Below are 18,329 nucleotides of genomic sequence, written 5' to 3'. Positions count from 1 at the left end.
ATGAGCGAGTGTGCCCTTTAAATACGCCGTTGGCAGCAATCCCCGGTCTAGTCGGCTCTTTGTAACTCGTGCCTGCGTTCAACACGCAATCGCAGGCGCTCACTTTGCTGGCAACGTTGCCCGGCCAGCCTGGTTGTTACCCTCATCATCGATCCAGGTGAACTGAAGCGACGGGTCTTGCTGCATGCACCCGGGTACGGAATCAGCGATGCGCGAGTCCGACTGCGGCGCCAGCAAGCCTTCGTTGGCCACCGCAACTGGCTGGCCATTGCAGAGCGCGATCCCGGAAATGGTTATGTAGTAAGGCGTTGTATTGGCCGCAAACAGTTGCCCGCCTTCCAACCGGAATCTGAGCTTTGCCGCGGCCTGCCCTGCCCCTGCTTTCAATACTGCCGGCCGGTACATCAGCTTCATCTGTGTCCGCATCGTCACCGTCAGACGCGTTGGATCCGGTTCCTCGCTGCCCATCCGGTTCGGCGGAATCTCGAGAAGGTTCAACCAGTACAGCGACTCCCGGTCTTCGGTTGGTGCGGGGCCTACATAGAGAAGTCTCAGACTTTGCCGCTGCCCGGCGCCGAGCTGGAACATCGCGGGCAGCGGAATGACGGGCGCCTCGGCCTCGTCGGGCCCCGAGTTGGGGTCGCCATCATCTACCCAGGTCTGCACCATCACCGGGTAGTCGTTCTGATTGGCGAGCACCAGCGATACCTCGCGCTGACCTTGCGGAAAAATCACCCGCGTCCGTTCTGCCGTCACGCCTGCCAGCGCGTTCCCGCAAGCCAGCAACAGAACAGTGGTGAGCAGCTGCTGGAGGGACATTATTGGACCCGTATGATGATCTGCGCGGTTGCTTCGATACGGCCGGCGGTTACCTGCGGCCGGGTGCCTTCGGAGAGTTTTTCAATACGGGCGGTGAATGTCTCATTGTATTGAGTCACACCGCCGGCGCTACCGCCGGACTGTGTAGCGCTACCAACGGCCGGGTACCAGCCGCGCGCCTGGGCATTCGCACCGCCGGCGGAGTTCTCGTCCCTCAACAGGTTCATCACCACGCCGTCGCGCAGCAAACGGATCCCCACTCCCTTCGCCATGCCGGCCTCGTTGTAGCGGTCGGACACCAGATAGGAAATGCCTCCGTTTGCATTCACCAATCCCAGCGATGCAGCGGCAGCAGCGGCGCCGGACGACACCTTGATGCCCAGGGCGGTGCCATTGCTGGCTGTGCTGTTGGTGAAGCCACTCTGGCATTTGAAGCTCACCTGGAACGGAACTTCGTGGCTAACGCCTTCATTGATCTCTGCGATCGACAGCCGGGGGAATACAACATGCGGCGTGACGTTCAGCACCGCGCAGGTGGGATAACGCTTCAACGTCACCCCGTTCAACAGCCCGATCGCAGCCGGCCAGTTGTAGTGCCAGCCGTAGTGGTTGCCATAGTGTGTCTTGCCCACATTCGGATAGGCCAACCCCGGGCCTTTGATTGCGATATAGGCGGCCGGCTGGGTGTAGAGATAACGTTGTGACGGCGAGACAACGTAGTAATACGTGGGTTCCAACGGCGCACTGAACAACTCCGAGCGCACAGCGCTGAGGTTCTTTGCCTTCACAAGTCGATAGCCGCGTGAGTCCACATCCAGTCCCTCCAGCAAGCGCTCCGCCCACACATCGGTGAAGTATTGTCCGGTTTCCATATGGGTCAGGCGAAGCAACACGTTCCGCCACGCGGTCCGATATGCGGATTGCAAGCCCAGCGAATTGCCCAACGAATCGCCACCGGTATACCAACCGCTATACAGGTCATCGGCGTTCGTGGAGAACATTTCGTATACCGCATCAGCCGGCGCGCAGCGGAAGAAAACCCGCTCCGGATCGTAGCCGCCGGAGGAACCGTACAACGTCAGCGGCGCCACGGCGCTGGCGATCAGCGTTGGATAGGGCTGGAATGCTGGATCACTGACATTGATCACACTGGGCAGGCCGAGCGAGCCATTGCAGCTGTCGCAGGCACCGCCCCAGACGGCCGCGGTGCCCTCCCCCGGTCGGATCGCGGTCTGGATCGTGGTGTTGGCATTGCCAACGCTTTCCACCTTGTAACAGGTTGCCCATGCAAGCGGAGAAGCGAACAGGAAGGCCAGAGACAGCCAACGAAGGAGAGTGCTCATTGTGCGCCCACTTGGTAGTTGTACATGTCCTGGCAGGTGGCCTCGATGATGACGGGAGCCGCGTTGGAACCGGGAGCTTGCGCACCCAGATCATAGGCTACCGAGCAGTTGCCGTTGGCGGTTTCCGACCACTGCACGGAAAGCAGCCCGGTGCGCTTGGCAGTCCGCGCATAGATCAGCCCTGCCTGGCCCACCATGCCGATCATGGCGCCCAGTTCATCCGCCACGCTGGCACCCAACGGCACCACATTGCCATCGGCGCGGCGGGCGCGAACGATCAGCGGTGTGCCGGTCAGAGTTTCGAACTCCACCTGCAGCGCTGCGCCTGCCGACGGCACCACCGTGCGCTCGGTCTCCACCAGCTCCGCATCCGCCGTCATGTCCTGCGGATCCAGGCCGATGCGATTGACGCGGTAAGGCGATAAGGAAGGCATCAGCGCGAAGCCATTGCGGTTGACACGGGCGCCCTGCCCGCCGCGTACGAGCGAGCCTTGTGCACCCTCTGCTTTCACCAAGGCGAAGCTGTCGCCCACATACGGCCCGAATGTCAGGCCTTCGCCGTGCAACACCAAGGCACCGCGCATGCCGGCGGTGAGCTGCTGCCCGGCGGAGCCGCCCGACACACCTGCATTGACGCTGCCCAAGGCAGTCTGGGTCTGCAGGTTGCCGCTCCACTGTGGGCTGCGGGCGCTTCCACCCTGGCCTGCGGATACCGCGTAGTTGGTGGCCCGGCGTTCCCCGAGGGTGCCGCTTACCGTTGACTGGTAGCTGGAACCTCCCGCGCCCGTGTCCCTCGTTGCCATGGTGCTGAGCACCGGAGCGGATGACGACTTGCCCAGTGGCATCGAGACGGTCAGGCCAAGCGAGCGACCAACCTGGCATTGCGGCAGCGAGCGGAAGTCCCATCGCTCCAGCGTGCAGTTGCGCTGCTGGGACAACGACAGGCTGTAGCTCAGCCTGCGCCAGGTGTTGGAATACCCGAACTGGAACTGCACATCGCGCTGGCTGTCATTGAAGTAGTCCGCTGCCGAACCGGTCAGGTACAAGGAACCGTAGTTGCCGAGGCGCTGGTTCATGACCACGCTGAACTGATTGCGCTGGCGCTCTGGCTGCCACGCATCATCTTCGAATGCCTCCTGCTCCCACTGCTGCCCGAGCGCATCGGAGAAGTCGCGGAACCCGTTGGACGAATAGCGGTAGCCGGCCAAGGTAAAAGTAGTATCAGTGGCCTGGAAGGTCTTGCTGTAGTTCAGTTCCAGTCGATAGCCGGTTTTGGTACCCGCGCCCTTCTCGTGCAGGCTCGAGAACACCGAGTTTCCGCCGAACGCGCCATAGGGCGTCGCAACGACACCACCGGCCAACACGCCGATGTAGTTCTCCGCAACTCGCGCGCCCGTGTTGACCGTCAGCCGATTGCTGAGCCCGCGCTGATAGGTGAACTCGGCGAAGCCCTGCTTTGACTGGCTGTTGGCTCCTGCCTCGCCCACCGTGGCACTGTACTTCGAATAGCCAGGGCGCACGGATTCGGGAACAGCGGAAAACGGTACGCTGAAGCGGCTGACGCTGCCATCGGCACCATGCACTTCCACATCCAGGTGACCGCCATAGGCAGCGCCACTGATGTCATCAATGACGAACGGGCCCGGCGGCATCATGTCTTCGCGCAGCTTGCGGCCGTTCTGGCTGATGACCACGCGCGACCTGCTGGTCGCGTTGCCACGAATCACCGGCGCATAGCGTCGCTGCGAGTCAGGAATCATCCGCTCATCGGATGCGATCTTGATGCCGTGATAGCTCAAGTTCCCGAATAGACCACCGTCGGTATAGCTGCTGCCGATGGTCATCTCACTGGAGATTCCGGGCAGCGAGCGCTGCGCGTAGGTGCGGATGTTGTTCCAGTCGCTGCGCTGCGTGCCTGCGCGGCTCGAATAAGTGAGATTTGACTGGTGGCGAAGGCGCCACATGCCGAGGTTCGCGCCGGCGTTCAAGGCGGCGGCGGCGTAATGCGATTCCATGCCATGCGACGAAGAGTGGCTTGCATTCAGGTCATAGTTGGCGAATGCCATGGTCTTTCCGGCATCCCACAGGTCGCGGCTGACATGGTCGCGCGGCTTGCTGAGCAGCAAGGCCTGCGGCACGAAAACATCCAGGCGAAGGCGACCTACGTCCAAAGTGGTGCTGGCACCTGGAAGACGGTTCTTCAGCTCCGCGCAGGCGGAGTCCTCACCATCGGCCAGGCCGACAGCACTCAATCGGGCACCCAAGGTGTCCTGCAGGAAGGTTTCGTCGAGGCAGGGGTGGACGCTGCTCCCCGTTTCCTTGAATTCAACCTCACGCCGGTCGACATAGGTGTCATTGAGATAGACGTCAACCACATAGCGTCCAGCATCCACCTGGTCACCGCGATTGAATCGCTGCAGGTTGCCGGTCGACAAGGTGGAGCCCATCAACAGACGGTCGTCGAACTCGTACATGGCGTCGTCTGCATTGGCCGTAATACTCGACGCCAGTAGCGCGCCACCCAGCGAAAGCGCGAGCCGCGAGATGCGCACGGTCTCAGCGCGAAGCGGCATGGGTGACCGCGACCCTGGCACCGTAATCATTGATCAGATGTGCGCTCACCACTGCCTCACCTACGGGCAGCTGGGAGGCGCTGAGCGGCCGCCATTGGGCGGTCCCCATTGGCGGAACCATCTCGGGACTCAGCTTCCAACTTGCGCCTGCGACGCTCACCGTGGCACCACCAAACGAGGCGTGGTAGCCGCTGGGATTCTCGACCTGCACGTGCCAGCTATTGCCCGACTGCTGGATGCGGAAGCGCAACTGCTCTGGAATCTGTGCCGGCGTACCGGCAATGCCCGTCGGTCGATAGAACATCTTCAGGCGATTGCGCATCAGCACCATCACTTTGTTCTGGTCAGCGTGGGTGGTGTTCATCGGCGGCACCTGCAGTACGTTCAGGTGAAATACCGATTCGCGGTCAGTCGGCATGTCCGCACCTGCGAACATCACGCGGATGCGCTGGCCGGCACCCGGCGCCATGCGTGAAACCGCAGGCGTCACAACGAAGGGACCATCGGCGTCGGCCGGCGTGGACTGCGGGTTGTCAACGTCCACCCATGCCTGCACAACGTTGGGGAACGCATCCTGGTTGGTCAGCTGCACCGTGACCTGCTTTGCATCGGCCGGATAGATGACGCGGGTGCCCGAAACAACAACACTTGCCTCGGTCACCCCGACGTTGAACAGTGCGAAAATGCCGGCGATTGCAGTGCAGGACATGTAGCGACGTGAAGGGGTCTGGTGCATGTGCTTTCCTCAAGTGGAATTGCGGGCAATGCATTGCCTGGGACGGCGACCGTTGAGGTCGCCTTCCCAAGCCTGTTACTCGTAACGAACGGTGTAGGTGACCGACCCCAGTACCGGGCCCGGGGTCACGGCGGTGTCTTCCGAGATATAGCGGACGCCGTAGTCGTGGGTGGCGGTGGTCTCACCGGCACCCAACAGAATTTCGCCAGCACGCACGGCTGCGCCGCCAGCCAGGTTCACCGGAGTGCCACCCGGGGCATCAAGCAACTGCAATGCGACGCCCTCGGCGCCAGCGGCAGCGGTGTTGGTCAGGTTGCCGGTGGTGGTCGGGTTGGTGGCCTGGAACAATGTGGTGAAGGTTTCATCGGCGCCCGACGCGGCACAGCCGGTCAAAGTGATGGTGAATACGCCTTCGCCTGCGGACTTGCCCACGACACCGTTGAGGTCGGAAACCGGAACGCTGTTGAGGATAATGGTCGGATCGGTGCCGCCATTGATCACCGCAGAACAGGTCTGGTCGGTGACTTCACCATTGAAGGTGATGACATTGGAGGCGTTTGCCGGCGCGCTTGCGGCCATGACAGCGGCCAACGAAATCAGAATGCTGCTTACCTGATGCTTCATTTAGTTTTACTCCTGGAACTCTGCTCGGGGAGGCGGCATTGTTGGTTCCCGAGTTGGCTGGAAACATAGGACAAGACCTAAAACTCAGGTGTTTTCTGCAGTCACAACGGCTTGTTTACTGACTTCGCAGAAGAACTTGATGTGGTATATCCAGGACTGGTGCGTAGAAGACAGCGCAGGCTGAAGCAGCAGCTGAAGTCGCGCATTGCGACAGCCACCGATCCGATGGCAGGACTGATCTCTCGCCATGCGCGGGACCGCGTTGAAATGCAGGAACGGGTTTCTCGCAGTACGAAACCTCAGTCCGCCACAGTGGCTTGTGCGCCGAGGCATCCGCTTGGCTGCGTGCTCGTTTGGATTGGCCGGTATTGGCGACGACGCGTATCACGCGCTAGCGCAGCCGTGGCCCTCATCGCGCAACAGGGCTGCTTGGCGGGTATTGGTTGCTCCGCAACGTGTGCTGCGAGGTGATCCGGGATGAGATCAGCACCAGTCCTATTTGGCGCGGCATCAGGCCTGCGAGCGCCCTGCCCCGCCCTGTTCTGGCCCAGTCCGAGCGATCCGTAGCAGGAACCGCGTTATTTGGTGACGAGTCACTTTATTTTAGACAGCCGCTGGCACTGGATTACTGCCAAGGCCGCCGCCACCAACACAGATTTTCGCGATCTCGTTCCTTCGCCTCGTTTACGAAGTTGCCCGGTCATCCTTGTGAAATATTGAAATTGAGACTCGTTCGCAATAGGATCGCTGCCGTGCTTCTGCTGGCAGGCCGCCGCCGCCCTGCTCCTTAATCTGCGTCTCCTGCCAAGGCCATCTCCTTGTTGCCTCGTCTTCCGCGTGTGCGTTTTCCGCGTCATTCCGCTCTGTTCGTCTGCCTGACCGCTGCCTGCCTGAACGTGCAGGCGCAAACGGCAGAACCCGTTCCCGCCAACCAAGCTGCCAAGGACGCCACCGAGCTCGACACCGTACGGGTCAAGGGCGAACGCCTGGGCCTGAACCTCAACCTGGACGCCAGCGCCGGCGCGCTGGGCAGCAAGCGACTGCTGGACACGCCGTTCTCGGTAACCGTGGTGGAGCAGGAAGATATCGAAAAGCGCGGCGCAACCACGCTGGGCGATGTCTTCATCAACGACCCCTCGGTTTACGCAGCCGAGCCTTCGGCAACCACAGCCTGGTGGGGCACGCAGATCCGTGGTATCGGCGTCAACAACCACTATGTGGATGGCGTGCCGATGCTGATGGAATGGGGCGGCGAGTATCCGCTCGAGGCCGTCGAATCAGTGCAGGCGCTGAAGGGACTCGGTGGCTTCATGTATGGCTTTGGTTCGCCCGGCGGCATCATCAGCTACCGGACCAAGCGGCCTACCAGCACGCCGATGCTTTCCACCACGGTTGGCTGGCGCAATGACAGCGCGTGGTCCGCCCGCGTGGATGCCAGCACTCGTCTGAATGGCCCCGATTCATTCGGCGTCCGCGTCAATCTGGCCAAGGACGGTGGCGATGCCTATAACGGCGCGGGCCTTGATCGCGAGTTGATTGCGATAGCGGTGGAGCAGCCGATCGGCGATTCGCTGACCTGGCACGCCGAACTGCTGCGCGAGGACAACAAGCTCAAGCATGAGCCCATGTACTTCTATTGGGACAGCTACCAAGGGGATCGCCTGCCCCGCCCCACCTATGACTACGAGAACGTCCGCGTCCGCAATTCCTACTACCGTGCGAAGACCACCAATGCCACCACCGGTCTGCAATGGCGTGTGAGTGAGGACTGGAACGTGGACTTCACCGTTGGCGGCAGCCGGCGCGAGCACTACTCCAACAAGATGTTCGGCAACCTGCTCAATGAAGCAGGCGATTATGAGGGCAGCGTCTACAACTTCGGCGCGGATCTGCGTAGCAGCGTTGCCCAGGTACTGGTCTCCGGCAGCGTCGAGACCGGTCCGATCCGCCACGAACTGGTGTTCGGCGGCGCGGTGCAGCGCAGCTGGGACCGTTGGAGCAATGAGTTCTACTGGAGCAACGACTTCTCAGGCAACCTCTACCAACGCCAGGATTTCATCTCCCACCACGCTCCGGATTTCAGCTTTGCGCCGGTGAGCTCGGATGAGCGGCAGAAGTCGGTGTTCGCCAGCGACACCCTGCACTTCGGCGAGAAGTGGCAGGCCATACTCGGCGCACGCTATGTCGATTACGAACAGCGCGACAAAGATGGCGACCCGACCGTGGATTCGCGCTACGCCACCTCGGCACTGACACCCACGCTTGCCCTGATCTACAAGCCGGTGGACGCGGTGTCGATCTACGGCAGCTACGTCGAGTCGCTGGAACCTGCGGGCCGCGTTGGCTTTGACAGTGAGCCACCTTATGCCAATGCCGGCCAGGTGCTGGATGCCACCATCAGCAAGCAGTACGAAATTGGTGCCAAGTACCAGAGCGGCAGGTTGGGTTTCACCACTGCCGCTTTTAGGGTGGAACGTAGCGCGCAGATCGACCAATGGCGTGATGGCCAGCGCTACCTGGTACAGGACGGCCTCACCCTGTATCGCGGCTTCGAAGCAATCGCCAGTTACGGTGTAACCGACAGCCTGGATATCGGCCTGGGTGCGTTGTGGTTGGACGCCAGTCTGGAAGATCTCTCGCCGGAGAACGTCGGATTGCGCGGTAATCGTCCGGCGGGCTCGGCACCGCGGAGTTACGTCGGCAATTTCGAGTACCGCCCTGCCCTGCTGAGCGGCTTCAGCCTGCACGGCACGGTGCGCTATTCCGGCGAGCAGTACTACGAAGACGCCAACCGCATCCTGATCCCGGGGCGCACAATCACCGACCTCGGCTTCCAGTACCGCACCACGCTTGCCGGTCGCGACGCGACGCTGACGGGCAACCTCAACAACGTGTTCAATCGCAGGTATTGGAATCTGGACATGCTTGGCGAGGCACGGAACGCTTCTCTGGATCTACGCATCGATTGGTAAATAATGACGGCGATACCCACGTCTCCGTGGGCATTCCGCTTTGCCGCACCTGATTTTCGGTGTCTGCCACAAAGCATCGAAAGGCGCCACTCACCCATTAAAGTGTCTCGACACTTTAATGGGTGGGCATCGAAGATGCCCACCGTCAGCCCAGCTGATCCAGAGCCTCACGCAAAGCGCTGACCGCGCTGCTTTCTGTCTGAATCCAATCGTTGTCCAAGCCCTGCAACGCGGGGTTCTGGTAACGCATGGCGGACCGCTGCTGCGCCTTGGCCGAGGCATGCAGTTGCAGGCAACCAGTCTTCAAGGCGACTTCGGCGATGTTCTGGGCGTTGAGTCCCGCACCGGCCATCAAGGCCAGACGTGCTCCGGCCTGCTCGACCAGGTTGGCCAGCACGGCGCTACCTTCTGCCGCACTGGCGTGGCCGCCTGAACTGAGGATGCGCTTGATGCCAAGATCTGCGATCTGCTCCAGTGCGGTTGGCTGGTCGCGGACGGCGTCGAAGGCACGGTGGAACGTGATGTCCATCGGCCCGGCTGCACTCACCAGTTCACGGCACAGCGGCATGTCGACCCGGGCATCGGCAGTCAGCGCGCCTATCACCACACCATCGCAGCCCAGCTGCCGGCAATGGGCGATGTCGCGCAGCATGATTTCGGTTTCCAACGCGCCGTAATGAAAGTCACCCGGACGCGGGCGTATCAATACGAACAACGGTATTCGCAAGTGCTCGCGCGCTACCGCAATACTGCCGGACGAAGGGCTGGTCCCGCCTTGCGCCAGGTTCTCGAACAGTTCGACGCGATTCGCCCCGCCCTGTTGTGCGGCAACAGCCGACATCGCCGAATTGCAGGCGATCTCCAGCAGATAACGCGAACTCATGCCTGCGTGCTCGTGTATACCGAAGCGGACTCGAGCAGCGCGTCCTGCTTGCTGCTGTCACATACCGCGTAGACGAAGCCTTTATGCAGCGCGTACGCGCCTACCTCGCCACTGCGGTTCATCGCCAGGAAGCAGACCTGCAAGGTGCGGCTGGCTTCCGGACGTTTGCGGACAACGCGCTGGATCGCTTCACGGCAGGCTTCGGCGGGTGAGCGACCCTGACGCATCAACTCAACCACCAGGAACGAAGCCGCGTTGCGGATCATTTCCTCGCCCATGCCGGAAGCGGTGGCTGCGCCGACTTCGTTGTCCACGTACAGACCAGCGCCGATGATCGGGCTGTCACCAACCCGGCCGTGCATCTTGAACGCCATGCCGCTGGTGGTACAGGCGCCGGCCATCTGCCCATTGGCGTCGATTGCGATCATGCCCAGCGTGTCGTGGTTGTCCTTGTCACCGGGAATGCCACGGCGTTCGGCGTTGATCTGCGGCGCATAGTGCTCGGTTTTCAGCCATTCGCGCCAGGCTTTTTCCGCTTCCGGAGTAAGCAGGCTCTGGCGCTCGAAGCCCTGCTGCACGGCGAATTGTTGTGCGCCCTCGCCCACCAGCATGACGTGCGGGGTCTTTTCCATCACCGCGCGGGCGACGGAGATCGGATGCAGGATGTCGACCAGTGCCGCTACCGATCCGCAACGCCCATCGCCTGCCATGATGCTGGCATCCAGGCTGAGCACGCCATCGCGATCAGGGTTACCGCAGCGGCCGACGGTGGGATTGCAGAGTTCGCTTTCGGCCCAACGTGCGCCGGCTTCAACTGCGTCCAGCGCGCTACCGCCTGCAGCCAGCACCTTCCACGCCGCCTGGTTCGCGCCGACGCCGAAGTCCCAGGTTGAAACCACCCGCGCGCCGTTGGCAGCCACCGGCGATGCCAGCAGGCCCGGCGCCGCACTACCCAATGCGCCGATCAGGGCGGTCGACTGCAGGAACTGTCTGCGGGTACTCATGGCTCGCTTCTCCTCGGTTGTGCTCAGCGTGCGGCGAGTTTGTCCACGTGCCAAGCCAGGGCGCCGAGGACACCGAGCTCACCGTGTTCAACACGCCAGACCGGGACGTGCCGCAGCGCCTGCGACAAGCGGTCTTTGGCAAGGAAACGTTGCTGGAAGCCGCCGGCATGCAATGGGCCGCTCAAGTGGCCGGTGATGCCGCCGGTCAGGTAAACCGCTCGGGCGCCAAAGGTCAGTGCGAGGTCGCCCGCCAGGCTGCCCAGCCAGGCGCAGAAAACCTCGATGCTTTCCGTTGCCAACAGGTCGGCGCCGCTACCGGCTGCTGCGACCAGATCAGCGGGACTGCGCCACTGCGGCGTGCTGCCACGCAATTCGCACAAGCTGGTGTAGAGCGTCAGCAAGCCCGGACCGGACAGGATCCGCTCGTTGTCGATGTGCGTGTAGTGCCGCGACAGCAGGCGCAATACGTCCTGCTCCAGTGCCGTGGAGCCGGCCAGCGCCGCATGCCCCGCTTCACTGGCGAGTACCGAGGGATTGCCGCCTGGCAGATACACGGCGACGCCCAAGCCGGTGCCGGGGCCGAGTACCACGGCAGGTCCTGGCACCACCTGGGAGGGATCACCGCAGATCAGATGCAGCGCGTCGGCTTCGGCATGCGCCATGGCCTGCGCGACAGCGACAAAGTCATTGATCAGCTCCAGCGTCTCCAGACCGGAATCGCGCCGGGTTGCCGCCAGCGACACCGGCCACGCCAGGTTGGTGTTGAGCAAGGTGTCGCCGTCAAGCACGCCTGCGATGGCGACGACGGCGTGTGCGATCGGCGGCGCGCTGGTCTCGCGCGCCAGCCAGTCGGCGTAATCGCTCAGGATCGCGGCAAGGCTTGGATGTTCGGCGCAGGTGTACTTGCGGAAACCCTGCACGCTCAACGCGCCGGAACTGTCCAGTCGGGTCCAGCCAAGGCGTGCATAGGTGCCGCCCACATCAGCGCCGATGATGGCGCTCCCCGATTCAGAATCATGGATTGCATCGCTGCGGGCCGCGTCATCCGACGCTGGTCTGCTCATTCGTGTGCCCGCTTTTGCTGCATATCCAGAAAACGCTCAATTTGTGGTGGGCGCATGATGCGGTATCGACTGCGGCATTGAAAGCGGCCTCAAGTCAGGTGCCGGAACACGCGCCAGGTCCACCAGCCCAGGGCGGTCATCGATAACGAGCCGCCGAGGTGCAAGCCGATGGTGACCAGTCCCCAGCCCAGCTGCTGGCGCTGCAGCAGGTAGACAACTTCGGCGGAGAAGGTCGAAAACGTGGTCAAACCGCCCAGCAACCCGGTCACCACAAACAATCGCCATTGCGGTGACAGCTCGGGCCGGGTGGCAAAAAATGCCAGCGCCAGGCCGATTACGTAGCCGCCGAGCAGATTGGCGGTCAGCGTCCCCAGCGGCACGGTGTTGTGCAGCGGGTTCAGCCATAGGCTCAACCCGTAGCGCAGCCAGGCACCCAGTGCCGCGCCAACGCCGATGGCCAGGAAGGAAAGCCACATGGGGTCACGCTCCAGGCACGGGTTGGCGGATGGCGATCATTTGCGTTGCGCGCGGGCCTGCTCGCGGGCGGTGCGCAGGCGATCGAGCTTGTCTTTCAACTTGATCTCCAGACCCCGTTCCACCGGCTTGTAATAGACCTGCTCACCCATCTCGTCCGGGAACGCGGTCTGGTCCAGCGCGATCCCGCCTTCGACATCGTGGTCGTACTGGTAGCCCTGCCCATAACCCAGCGTCTTCATCAAACGCGTGGGGGCGTTGCGCAGGTGCATCGGCACCGGCTGGGTGCCGTACTTGGCAATGTCGGCGCGTGCTGCATGCAAGGACATGTAGGCGGCGTTGGATTTGGCGGTGCTGGCCAGGTACACCACCAGGTTGGACAGGGCGATATCGCCTTCCGGGGCGCCAATGCGGTCATAGGCGTTCCAGACATTGATCGCCATTTCCAATGCACGCGGATCGGCCAAGCCTACATCTTCCACCGCCATGATGGTCAGCCGGCGCAGCAGATAGGACGGATCGCAGCCGCCATCGAGCATGCGCGCCAGCCAGTAGATGGCGCCGTCCGGGTTGGAGCTGCGCACCGACTTGTGCAGTGCCGAGATCTGGTCGTAGAACTGCTCGCCGTTCTTGTCGAAGCGGCGGGTGCGATCGGCCAGTACCTGCAGCAGGGTTTCCGGGGTGATCTCACCGCCCTCGCCCACTGCCAGTTCGGCGGCGATCTCAAGCAGGGTCAGGGCGCGGCGCACGTCGCCATCAGCGGCACGGGCGATCTCCAGCAGCGACTCGGCCGAGACCGTGATCTCCTGCTCGCCCAGCCCGCGCTCTTTATCGTCGAGTGCGCGCTGCAGCGCTTCCACCACATCTTCGGGCGACACCGATTCCAGCACATGCACGCGGCAGCGCGACAGCAATGCCGAGTTCAACTCGAACGAAGGATTCTCGGTGGTCGCACCGACAAAAATGATCGTGCCGCGCTCGATATGCGGCAGGAAGGCATCCTGCTGTGCCTTGTTGAACCTGTGCACCTCGTCAACGAACAAGACGGTGCGGCGGCCATCGGCGAAACGATGTGCGGCTTCGGCGAGCACCTGGCGCACATCCGGCAGACCAGACAGCACAGCAGATATCGCCTTGAACTCGGCATCGGCGTATTGCGCCAGCAACAAGGCCAGCGTGGTCTTGCCGCAGCCCGGCGGGCCCCACAGGATCATCGAATGCACGCGGCCGGATTCCACCGCGCGGCGCAGCGCCGTATTGGGGGCCAGCAAGCGCTTCTGCCCAACCATCTCGTCCAGTGCACGCGGACGCATGCGCTCGGCGAGCGGACGCATATTGTCCCGGTCCGCTGTCAGCAGGTCGGCGGGAGCTTCGTCAAGAAAGATATTTCGGGATCTGGCCACGCCCACATTCTAGCAGCGTGGCCGCCCTGCCCTGGTCTCAAAAGCCCGGCTTGGGTTCAGCGCTCGCCGACCACGTCGACGTCCTTGCCCGGCACGAAGCGGAAGGTGCCTGCGGCGAAGCTCGGGTTCTTCTTCCAGCCGCTGAAGTTGATGATGGTGCGCTGGCCCACCGCGTCGGTCAGTTCCATCCGCGACAGCGCGCCACCGGAGAAACCCAGTGCGGCGACATCGAAGCTGGCCTGGGTATCACGCTTGGGGGTGAGCGAGAGCCACTGCATGCCGTCGCGCGGCGCGGCTTCTTCGCTGATGTCGTACTGCTGTTCCAGCAGTGCGGGGTTGATCAGCGCGGTGAGCGGATTGTTCTGCTCCTCGGTGCCCTGCGGGCTGACCCGGGCCTGCTCCAGGTCCGGCTCGTAAACCCACAGCTTGCTGCCGTCGGCAATGATCAGCTGCGGATGCGGACGGGTGTATTCCCAGCGGAACTGGCGCGGTGCCGACAGCGCGACACGGCCGCTGGAGGATTCCTTGACCCGACCACGCTGATCCACCACCTGCTGGGCGAACTGACCATCGAGGCCGCGCAGGCCGCTGGTGAAGGACTTCAGGTCATCGCGGGCGCCGGCATGCGCATCCGCAGCAAGGCCGGCACAAGCCAGGGCAACAGCAAGAACGGAGTGGCGCAGGAATGCAGTCATGGCGGCTTGGGATAGTTATGACGTTGGTGAGGCAGAGTCTGCCTCTTTCAAACTGAATGGGCGGCAATCAATCGCTGAATGCCGCCCTTCCGTTCAGTGCTTGGGTGGTGGCGGCGCCAGCACAGTGCGGTCGCCATTGTGCTCGGGCGCGGTGACAACGCCGGCGGCTTCCATCGCCTCGATCAGGCGTGCGGCGCGGTTGTAGCCAATCTTCAGGCGACGCTGCACACCGGAGATAGAGGCGCGGCGGGTTTCGGTGACGATGCGCAGGGCTTCGTCGTAGAGCGGATCGGATTCGTCACCACCGTTGCTGCTGCTCTCCGGCAGGCCGTTGGCACCAACCACCACGCCATCGCCCATGGTCTGCACCTCGTCCAGCACGCCCTCGATGTAATCGGTGGGGCCGCTTGCCTTCAGGTGCTCAACCACGCGGTGCACTTCTTCATCGGAGACGAAGGCGCCGTGTACGCGGTCCGGCATGGCCGTGCCCGGCGGCAGGTACAGCATGTCGCCGTTGCCCAGCAGCGCTTCGGCGCCGGACTGGTCGAGGATGGTGCGCGAATCGATCTTGGAGCTGACCTGGAAGGCGATGCGGGTTGGGATGTTGGCCTTGATCAAACCGGTGATCACGTCCACCGACGGCCGCTGCGTGGCCAGGATCAGATGGATACCGGCGGCACGGGCCTTCTGCGCCAGTCGCGCGATCAGCTCTTCGACCTTCTTGCCGACGATCATCATCATGTCGGCGAATTCGTCGATGAAGATGACGATGAACGGCAGCGGTTCGAGCGGACGCGGCGCCTCACCCATCTCCGGGTTGGGCTTGAACAACGGGTCCATCATCGGCTGGCCAGCGTCGATGGCGTCCTTCACCTTCTTGTTGAAGCCGGCCAGGTTACGCACGCCAACCGCACTCATCAGCTTGTAGCGGCGCTCCATTTCGGCCACGCACCAACGCAGGCCGTTACCGGCCTCCTTCATGTCGGTGACCACCGGCGCCAGCAGGTGCGGGATGCCCTGGTAGACGCTGAGCTCCAGCATCTTCGGGTCGATCATCAGCATGCGCAGGTCTTTCGGGCTGGCCTTGTACAGCAGGCTCAGCACCATCGCGTTGACCGCAACGGACTTACCCGAGCCGGTGGTACCGGCCACCAGCAGGTGTGGCATGCGCGCCAGATCGGCCACGCTGGGGCGGCCGGCGATGTCCTTGCCCAAGGCCAGGGTCAGCACACTGGCCGACTTGTCGTATTCCTTGGAGCGCAGCAGCTCGGACAGGAAGATCATTTCGCGGGTGACGTTGGGGATTTCCAGGCCGATCACCGACTTGCCCGGAATCACGTCAACCACACGCACCGACTTGACCGACAGGCCGCGGGCGATGTCCTTGTCCAGCGAACTGATCTGGCTGACCTTGATGCCAGGCGCCGGCTCGATCTCGAAACGGGTGATCACCGGGCCCGGATAGGCGCCAACAACCTGCGCATCGATGCGGAAGTCCTTGAGCTTGAATTCGATCTGCCGCGACAGGGTTTCCAGGGTCTGTTCGTCATAGCCCTTGGCCTGCGGCTTGGGGTCATCGAGCAGGGCCAGCGGCGGGATGTCCGAGCCGTCGCCGTTGACACCCTGGAACATCGGAATCTGCGTCTCGCGCTTGGCGCGGTCACTCTTTTCGATCACCGGTGCCGGACGCGGCTCGATCTTCACCGGCTCGCGCTTGGCGCGGACCTCGGCGTCGACCTTGCGCACTTCCTCACGCTCCTCGCGCAGCACGCGGGTCTGCTGCCACTCGTTGGCCTGTTCTTTCTTCTTGTTGAGCAACGGGCCGAGCGCCAGCACCCACTTGCCGATCTTCTCCATCACCGCGAACCACGACAGTCCCGTGGCCAGAGTGATCGAGGTCAGCAGCAGCACCAGCAGGAACAGATTGCTACCAACTGGGCCGAAACCGGTCTGCAGCGATTTGCCGACCAGCACGCCCAGGCCGCCGCCTGCACGGGCAACATCGCCGGGCGGCAGACGCAGGTACAGGAAACCGGTGGCACCAATCAGGAAGCCGACAATGCCGACCAGTCGCAGCGCCGGGCCCAGATCGTCCTGGCCACGCTCATCGGTCTTGTTCAGGCCGAACATGGCAATCCATGCGACCGCCGCCAGCATCAGCGGGATCAGATAGGCCACATAGCCAAACAATTGGCGCAGCACATCGGCAATCCACGCGCCAACCCTGCCGCCCATGTTGTGCACGGGCGCCACCACCGAGCCCGACTGCGACCAGCCCGGATCGGTAGGCGAATACGTGAACAGACTGGCGAGCAGGTACAGCAGCGCCGGCGCGATCGCGATCAACGCCAGATCACGCCACAGCTTTTGACGACGCGGATTGTCTGCTGCAGCCGCCGACTTGCGCGCTTCAGCGGCAGCCTTGGGGCTCTTGTCGCGTTCCGGGACCTGTTTCGCCACCTTTGACCAGACCTTAAAAATGCACGGTTAGTGATTGATATTAAACGACAGATCGTCGGGTTTCACCCAATTACAGCGCAGTGCGGTACGGCTGACAGACAGAAAACGTCAAAAAGCCGCCAGACAGTGGCGGCGGCAATGCGGGAAACAGCAGAGTTGTGTGCAACGGGCCGCGCAGTTCCATTCACGTGCCTTGATTCACCGGAGTCGGACCGCCACTCTATTGGCTTGCCCGGACAGCTGCGGACTGCCGCGTTCGGGCCACCAATCCTGACTTTCGCGAGTATACATGAGCACTTCCAGCCTCCCGACCAAGCACTCCCGCCTGTTGATCCTCGGCTCTGGCCCCGCCGGCTGGACCTCTGCGGTCTATGGCGCGCGCGCAAACCTGAAGCCGCTGGTCGTCACCGGCCTGCAGCAGGGTGGCCAGCTGATGACCACCACCGAGGTCGACAACTGGCCGGGCGATGCCCACGGCCTGATGGGCCCGGACCTGATGGCGCGCATGCAGGCGCATGCCGAGCGCTTTGAGACCGAGGTGGTGTTCGACCACATCCATACCGCCGACCTGTCCAAGCGCCCGTTCACCCTGACCGGTGACAGTGCCCAGTACACCGCCGACGCGCTGATCATCGCCACCGGCGCCACCGCCAAGTACCTGGGCATTCCGTCCGAGGAAGCCTTCAAGGGCCGCGGTGTGTCCGCCTGCGCCACCTGTGACGGCTTCTTCTACCGGGACCAGGATGTGGTCGTGGTCGGCGGCGGCAACACCGCTGTCGAAGAAGCGCTGTACCTGTCCAACATCGCCCGCAAGGTCTACCTGGTCCACCGCCGCGACACCTTGAAGGCGGAAAAGATCATGCAGGACAAGCTGTTCGCCAAGGTCGCCGCCGGCAAGATCGAAACCGTGTGGCACCACCAGGTCGACGAAGTGCTGGGCAATGACGCTGGCGTCACCGGCGTGCGCGTGAAGTCCACCCTGGACGGCAGCACCCGCGATATCGAAGCCCATGGCTTCTTCGTCGCCATCGGCCACCAGCCCAACACCGAGCTGTTCACCGGCCAGCTGGCGATGAACAACGGCTACCTGGAAATCCGTTCCGGCCTGGGCGGCAACGCCACCATGACCTCGGTCGAAGGCGTGTTTGCCGCTGGCGACGTTGCCGACCAGCACTACCGCCAGGCCATTACCTCGGCCGGCTTCGGCTGCATGGCCGCACTGGACGCCGAGCGCTTCCTGGACGAAAAGGGCGCCTGAGCGCCTGATGGTGAACTGACA

At 62.9% G+C, this 18,329-nt stretch carries 14 protein-coding genes; 2 read left to right on the top strand and 12 right to left on the bottom strand.

Annotated features, from left to right (window positions below; translation table 11 throughout):
* Positions 1-99 precede the first annotated feature (99 nt).
* From ACVOLV_RS00175 to ACVOLV_RS00155, 5 genes are all read right to left on the bottom strand, one after another.
* Complete coding sequence (locus tag ACVOLV_RS00175; protein ID WP_481552609.1) at positions 100-819, bottom strand: fimbrial biogenesis chaperone; 720 nt, start codon at positions 817-819, stop codon at positions 100-102.
* The gene (locus ACVOLV_RS00170; RefSeq protein ID WP_481552608.1) at positions 819-2,162 is read right to left on the bottom strand and encodes a fimbrial protein; all 1,344 of its coding nucleotides are present in this window, start codon (positions 2,160-2,162) and stop codon (positions 819-821) included. Before ACVOLV_RS00170 ends, ACVOLV_RS00175 begins: the two co-directional genes overlap by 1 nt.
* Positions 2,159-4,735, bottom strand: a complete 2,577-nt coding sequence (locus ACVOLV_RS00165; protein ID WP_481552607.1) for a fimbria/pilus outer membrane usher protein — start codon at positions 4,733-4,735, stop codon at positions 2,159-2,161. The genes ACVOLV_RS00170 and ACVOLV_RS00165 overlap by 4 nt, the downstream gene beginning before the upstream one ends.
* Positions 4,719-5,471, bottom strand: a complete 753-nt coding sequence (locus tag ACVOLV_RS00160) for a fimbrial biogenesis chaperone (RefSeq protein ID WP_481552606.1) — start codon at positions 5,469-5,471, stop codon at positions 4,719-4,721. The genes ACVOLV_RS00165 and ACVOLV_RS00160 overlap by 17 nt, the downstream gene beginning before the upstream one ends.
* A 75-nt stretch (positions 5,472-5,546) precedes the next feature.
* Complete coding sequence (locus tag ACVOLV_RS00155) at positions 5,547-6,095, bottom strand: fimbrial protein (RefSeq protein ID WP_481552605.1); 549 nt, start codon at positions 6,093-6,095, stop codon at positions 5,547-5,549.
* An 818-nt stretch (positions 6,096-6,913) separates the two neighbouring features.
* Between ACVOLV_RS00155 and ACVOLV_RS00150 the strand changes: the two genes are divergently transcribed.
* Positions 6,914-9,067, top strand: coding sequence for a TonB-dependent siderophore receptor (locus ACVOLV_RS00150; RefSeq protein ID WP_481552604.1), 2,154 nt, complete (start codon positions 6,914-6,916; stop codon positions 9,065-9,067).
* Between the two features lie 145 nt (positions 9,068-9,212).
* Here the strand turns inward: ACVOLV_RS00150 and ACVOLV_RS00145 are convergent, their stop codons facing one another.
* The 7 genes from ACVOLV_RS00145 to ACVOLV_RS00115 form a co-directional block, all read right to left on the bottom strand.
* A complete protein-coding gene (locus tag ACVOLV_RS00145) occupies positions 9,213-9,950 on the bottom strand; it encodes a copper homeostasis protein CutC (RefSeq protein ID WP_481552603.1) in 738 nt (245 codons plus the stop codon).
* Positions 9,947-10,954, bottom strand: coding sequence for a glycosylasparaginase (locus tag ACVOLV_RS00140; RefSeq protein ID WP_481552602.1), 1,008 nt, complete (start codon positions 10,952-10,954; stop codon positions 9,947-9,949). Before ACVOLV_RS00140 ends, ACVOLV_RS00145 begins: the two co-directional genes overlap by 4 nt.
* Before the next feature lie 23 nt (positions 10,955-10,977).
* Positions 10,978-12,018 (bottom strand): glucokinase, encoded by a 1,041-nt coding sequence (locus ACVOLV_RS00135; protein ID WP_481552601.1) that lies wholly within the window; start codon positions 12,016-12,018, stop codon positions 10,978-10,980.
* An 89-nt stretch (positions 12,019-12,107) separates the two neighbouring features.
* Positions 12,108-12,494, bottom strand: coding sequence for a fluoride efflux transporter CrcB (gene crcB / locus ACVOLV_RS00130; RefSeq protein WP_481552600.1), 387 nt, complete (start codon positions 12,492-12,494; stop codon positions 12,108-12,110).
* 36 nt (positions 12,495-12,530) lie between these two features.
* Positions 12,531-13,826 carry a replication-associated recombination protein A gene (locus ACVOLV_RS00125; RefSeq protein ID WP_481552683.1) on the bottom strand — a complete coding sequence of 432 codons (1,296 nt, stop codon included), beginning with the start codon at positions 13,824-13,826 and terminating at the stop codon, positions 12,531-12,533.
* 125 nt (positions 13,827-13,951) lie between these two features.
* Complete coding sequence (gene lolA, locus ACVOLV_RS00120; protein WP_313172045.1) at positions 13,952-14,590, bottom strand: outer membrane lipoprotein periplasmic chaperone LolA; 639 nt, start codon at positions 14,588-14,590, stop codon at positions 13,952-13,954.
* Positions 14,591-14,683: 93 nt separating this feature from the next.
* The gene (locus ACVOLV_RS00115) at positions 14,684-17,050 is read right to left on the bottom strand and encodes a DNA translocase FtsK (protein ID WP_481552599.1); all 2,367 of its coding nucleotides are present in this window, start codon (positions 17,048-17,050) and stop codon (positions 14,684-14,686) included.
* Between the two features lie 289 nt (positions 17,051-17,339).
* On the opposite strand from ACVOLV_RS00115, the gene trxB reads away from it, so the two are divergent.
* Complete coding sequence (gene trxB / locus ACVOLV_RS00110) at positions 17,340-18,308, top strand: thioredoxin-disulfide reductase (RefSeq protein WP_282270462.1); 969 nt, start codon at positions 17,340-17,342, stop codon at positions 18,306-18,308.
* The last annotated feature ends 21 nt before the right edge of the window (positions 18,309-18,329 follow it).

The organism is Stenotrophomonas sp. STEN023 (genome assembly GCF_056760135.1).
Note: the sequence above shows the minus strand (reverse complement) of the source record. Positions and strands in the feature narration are given on the sequence as shown.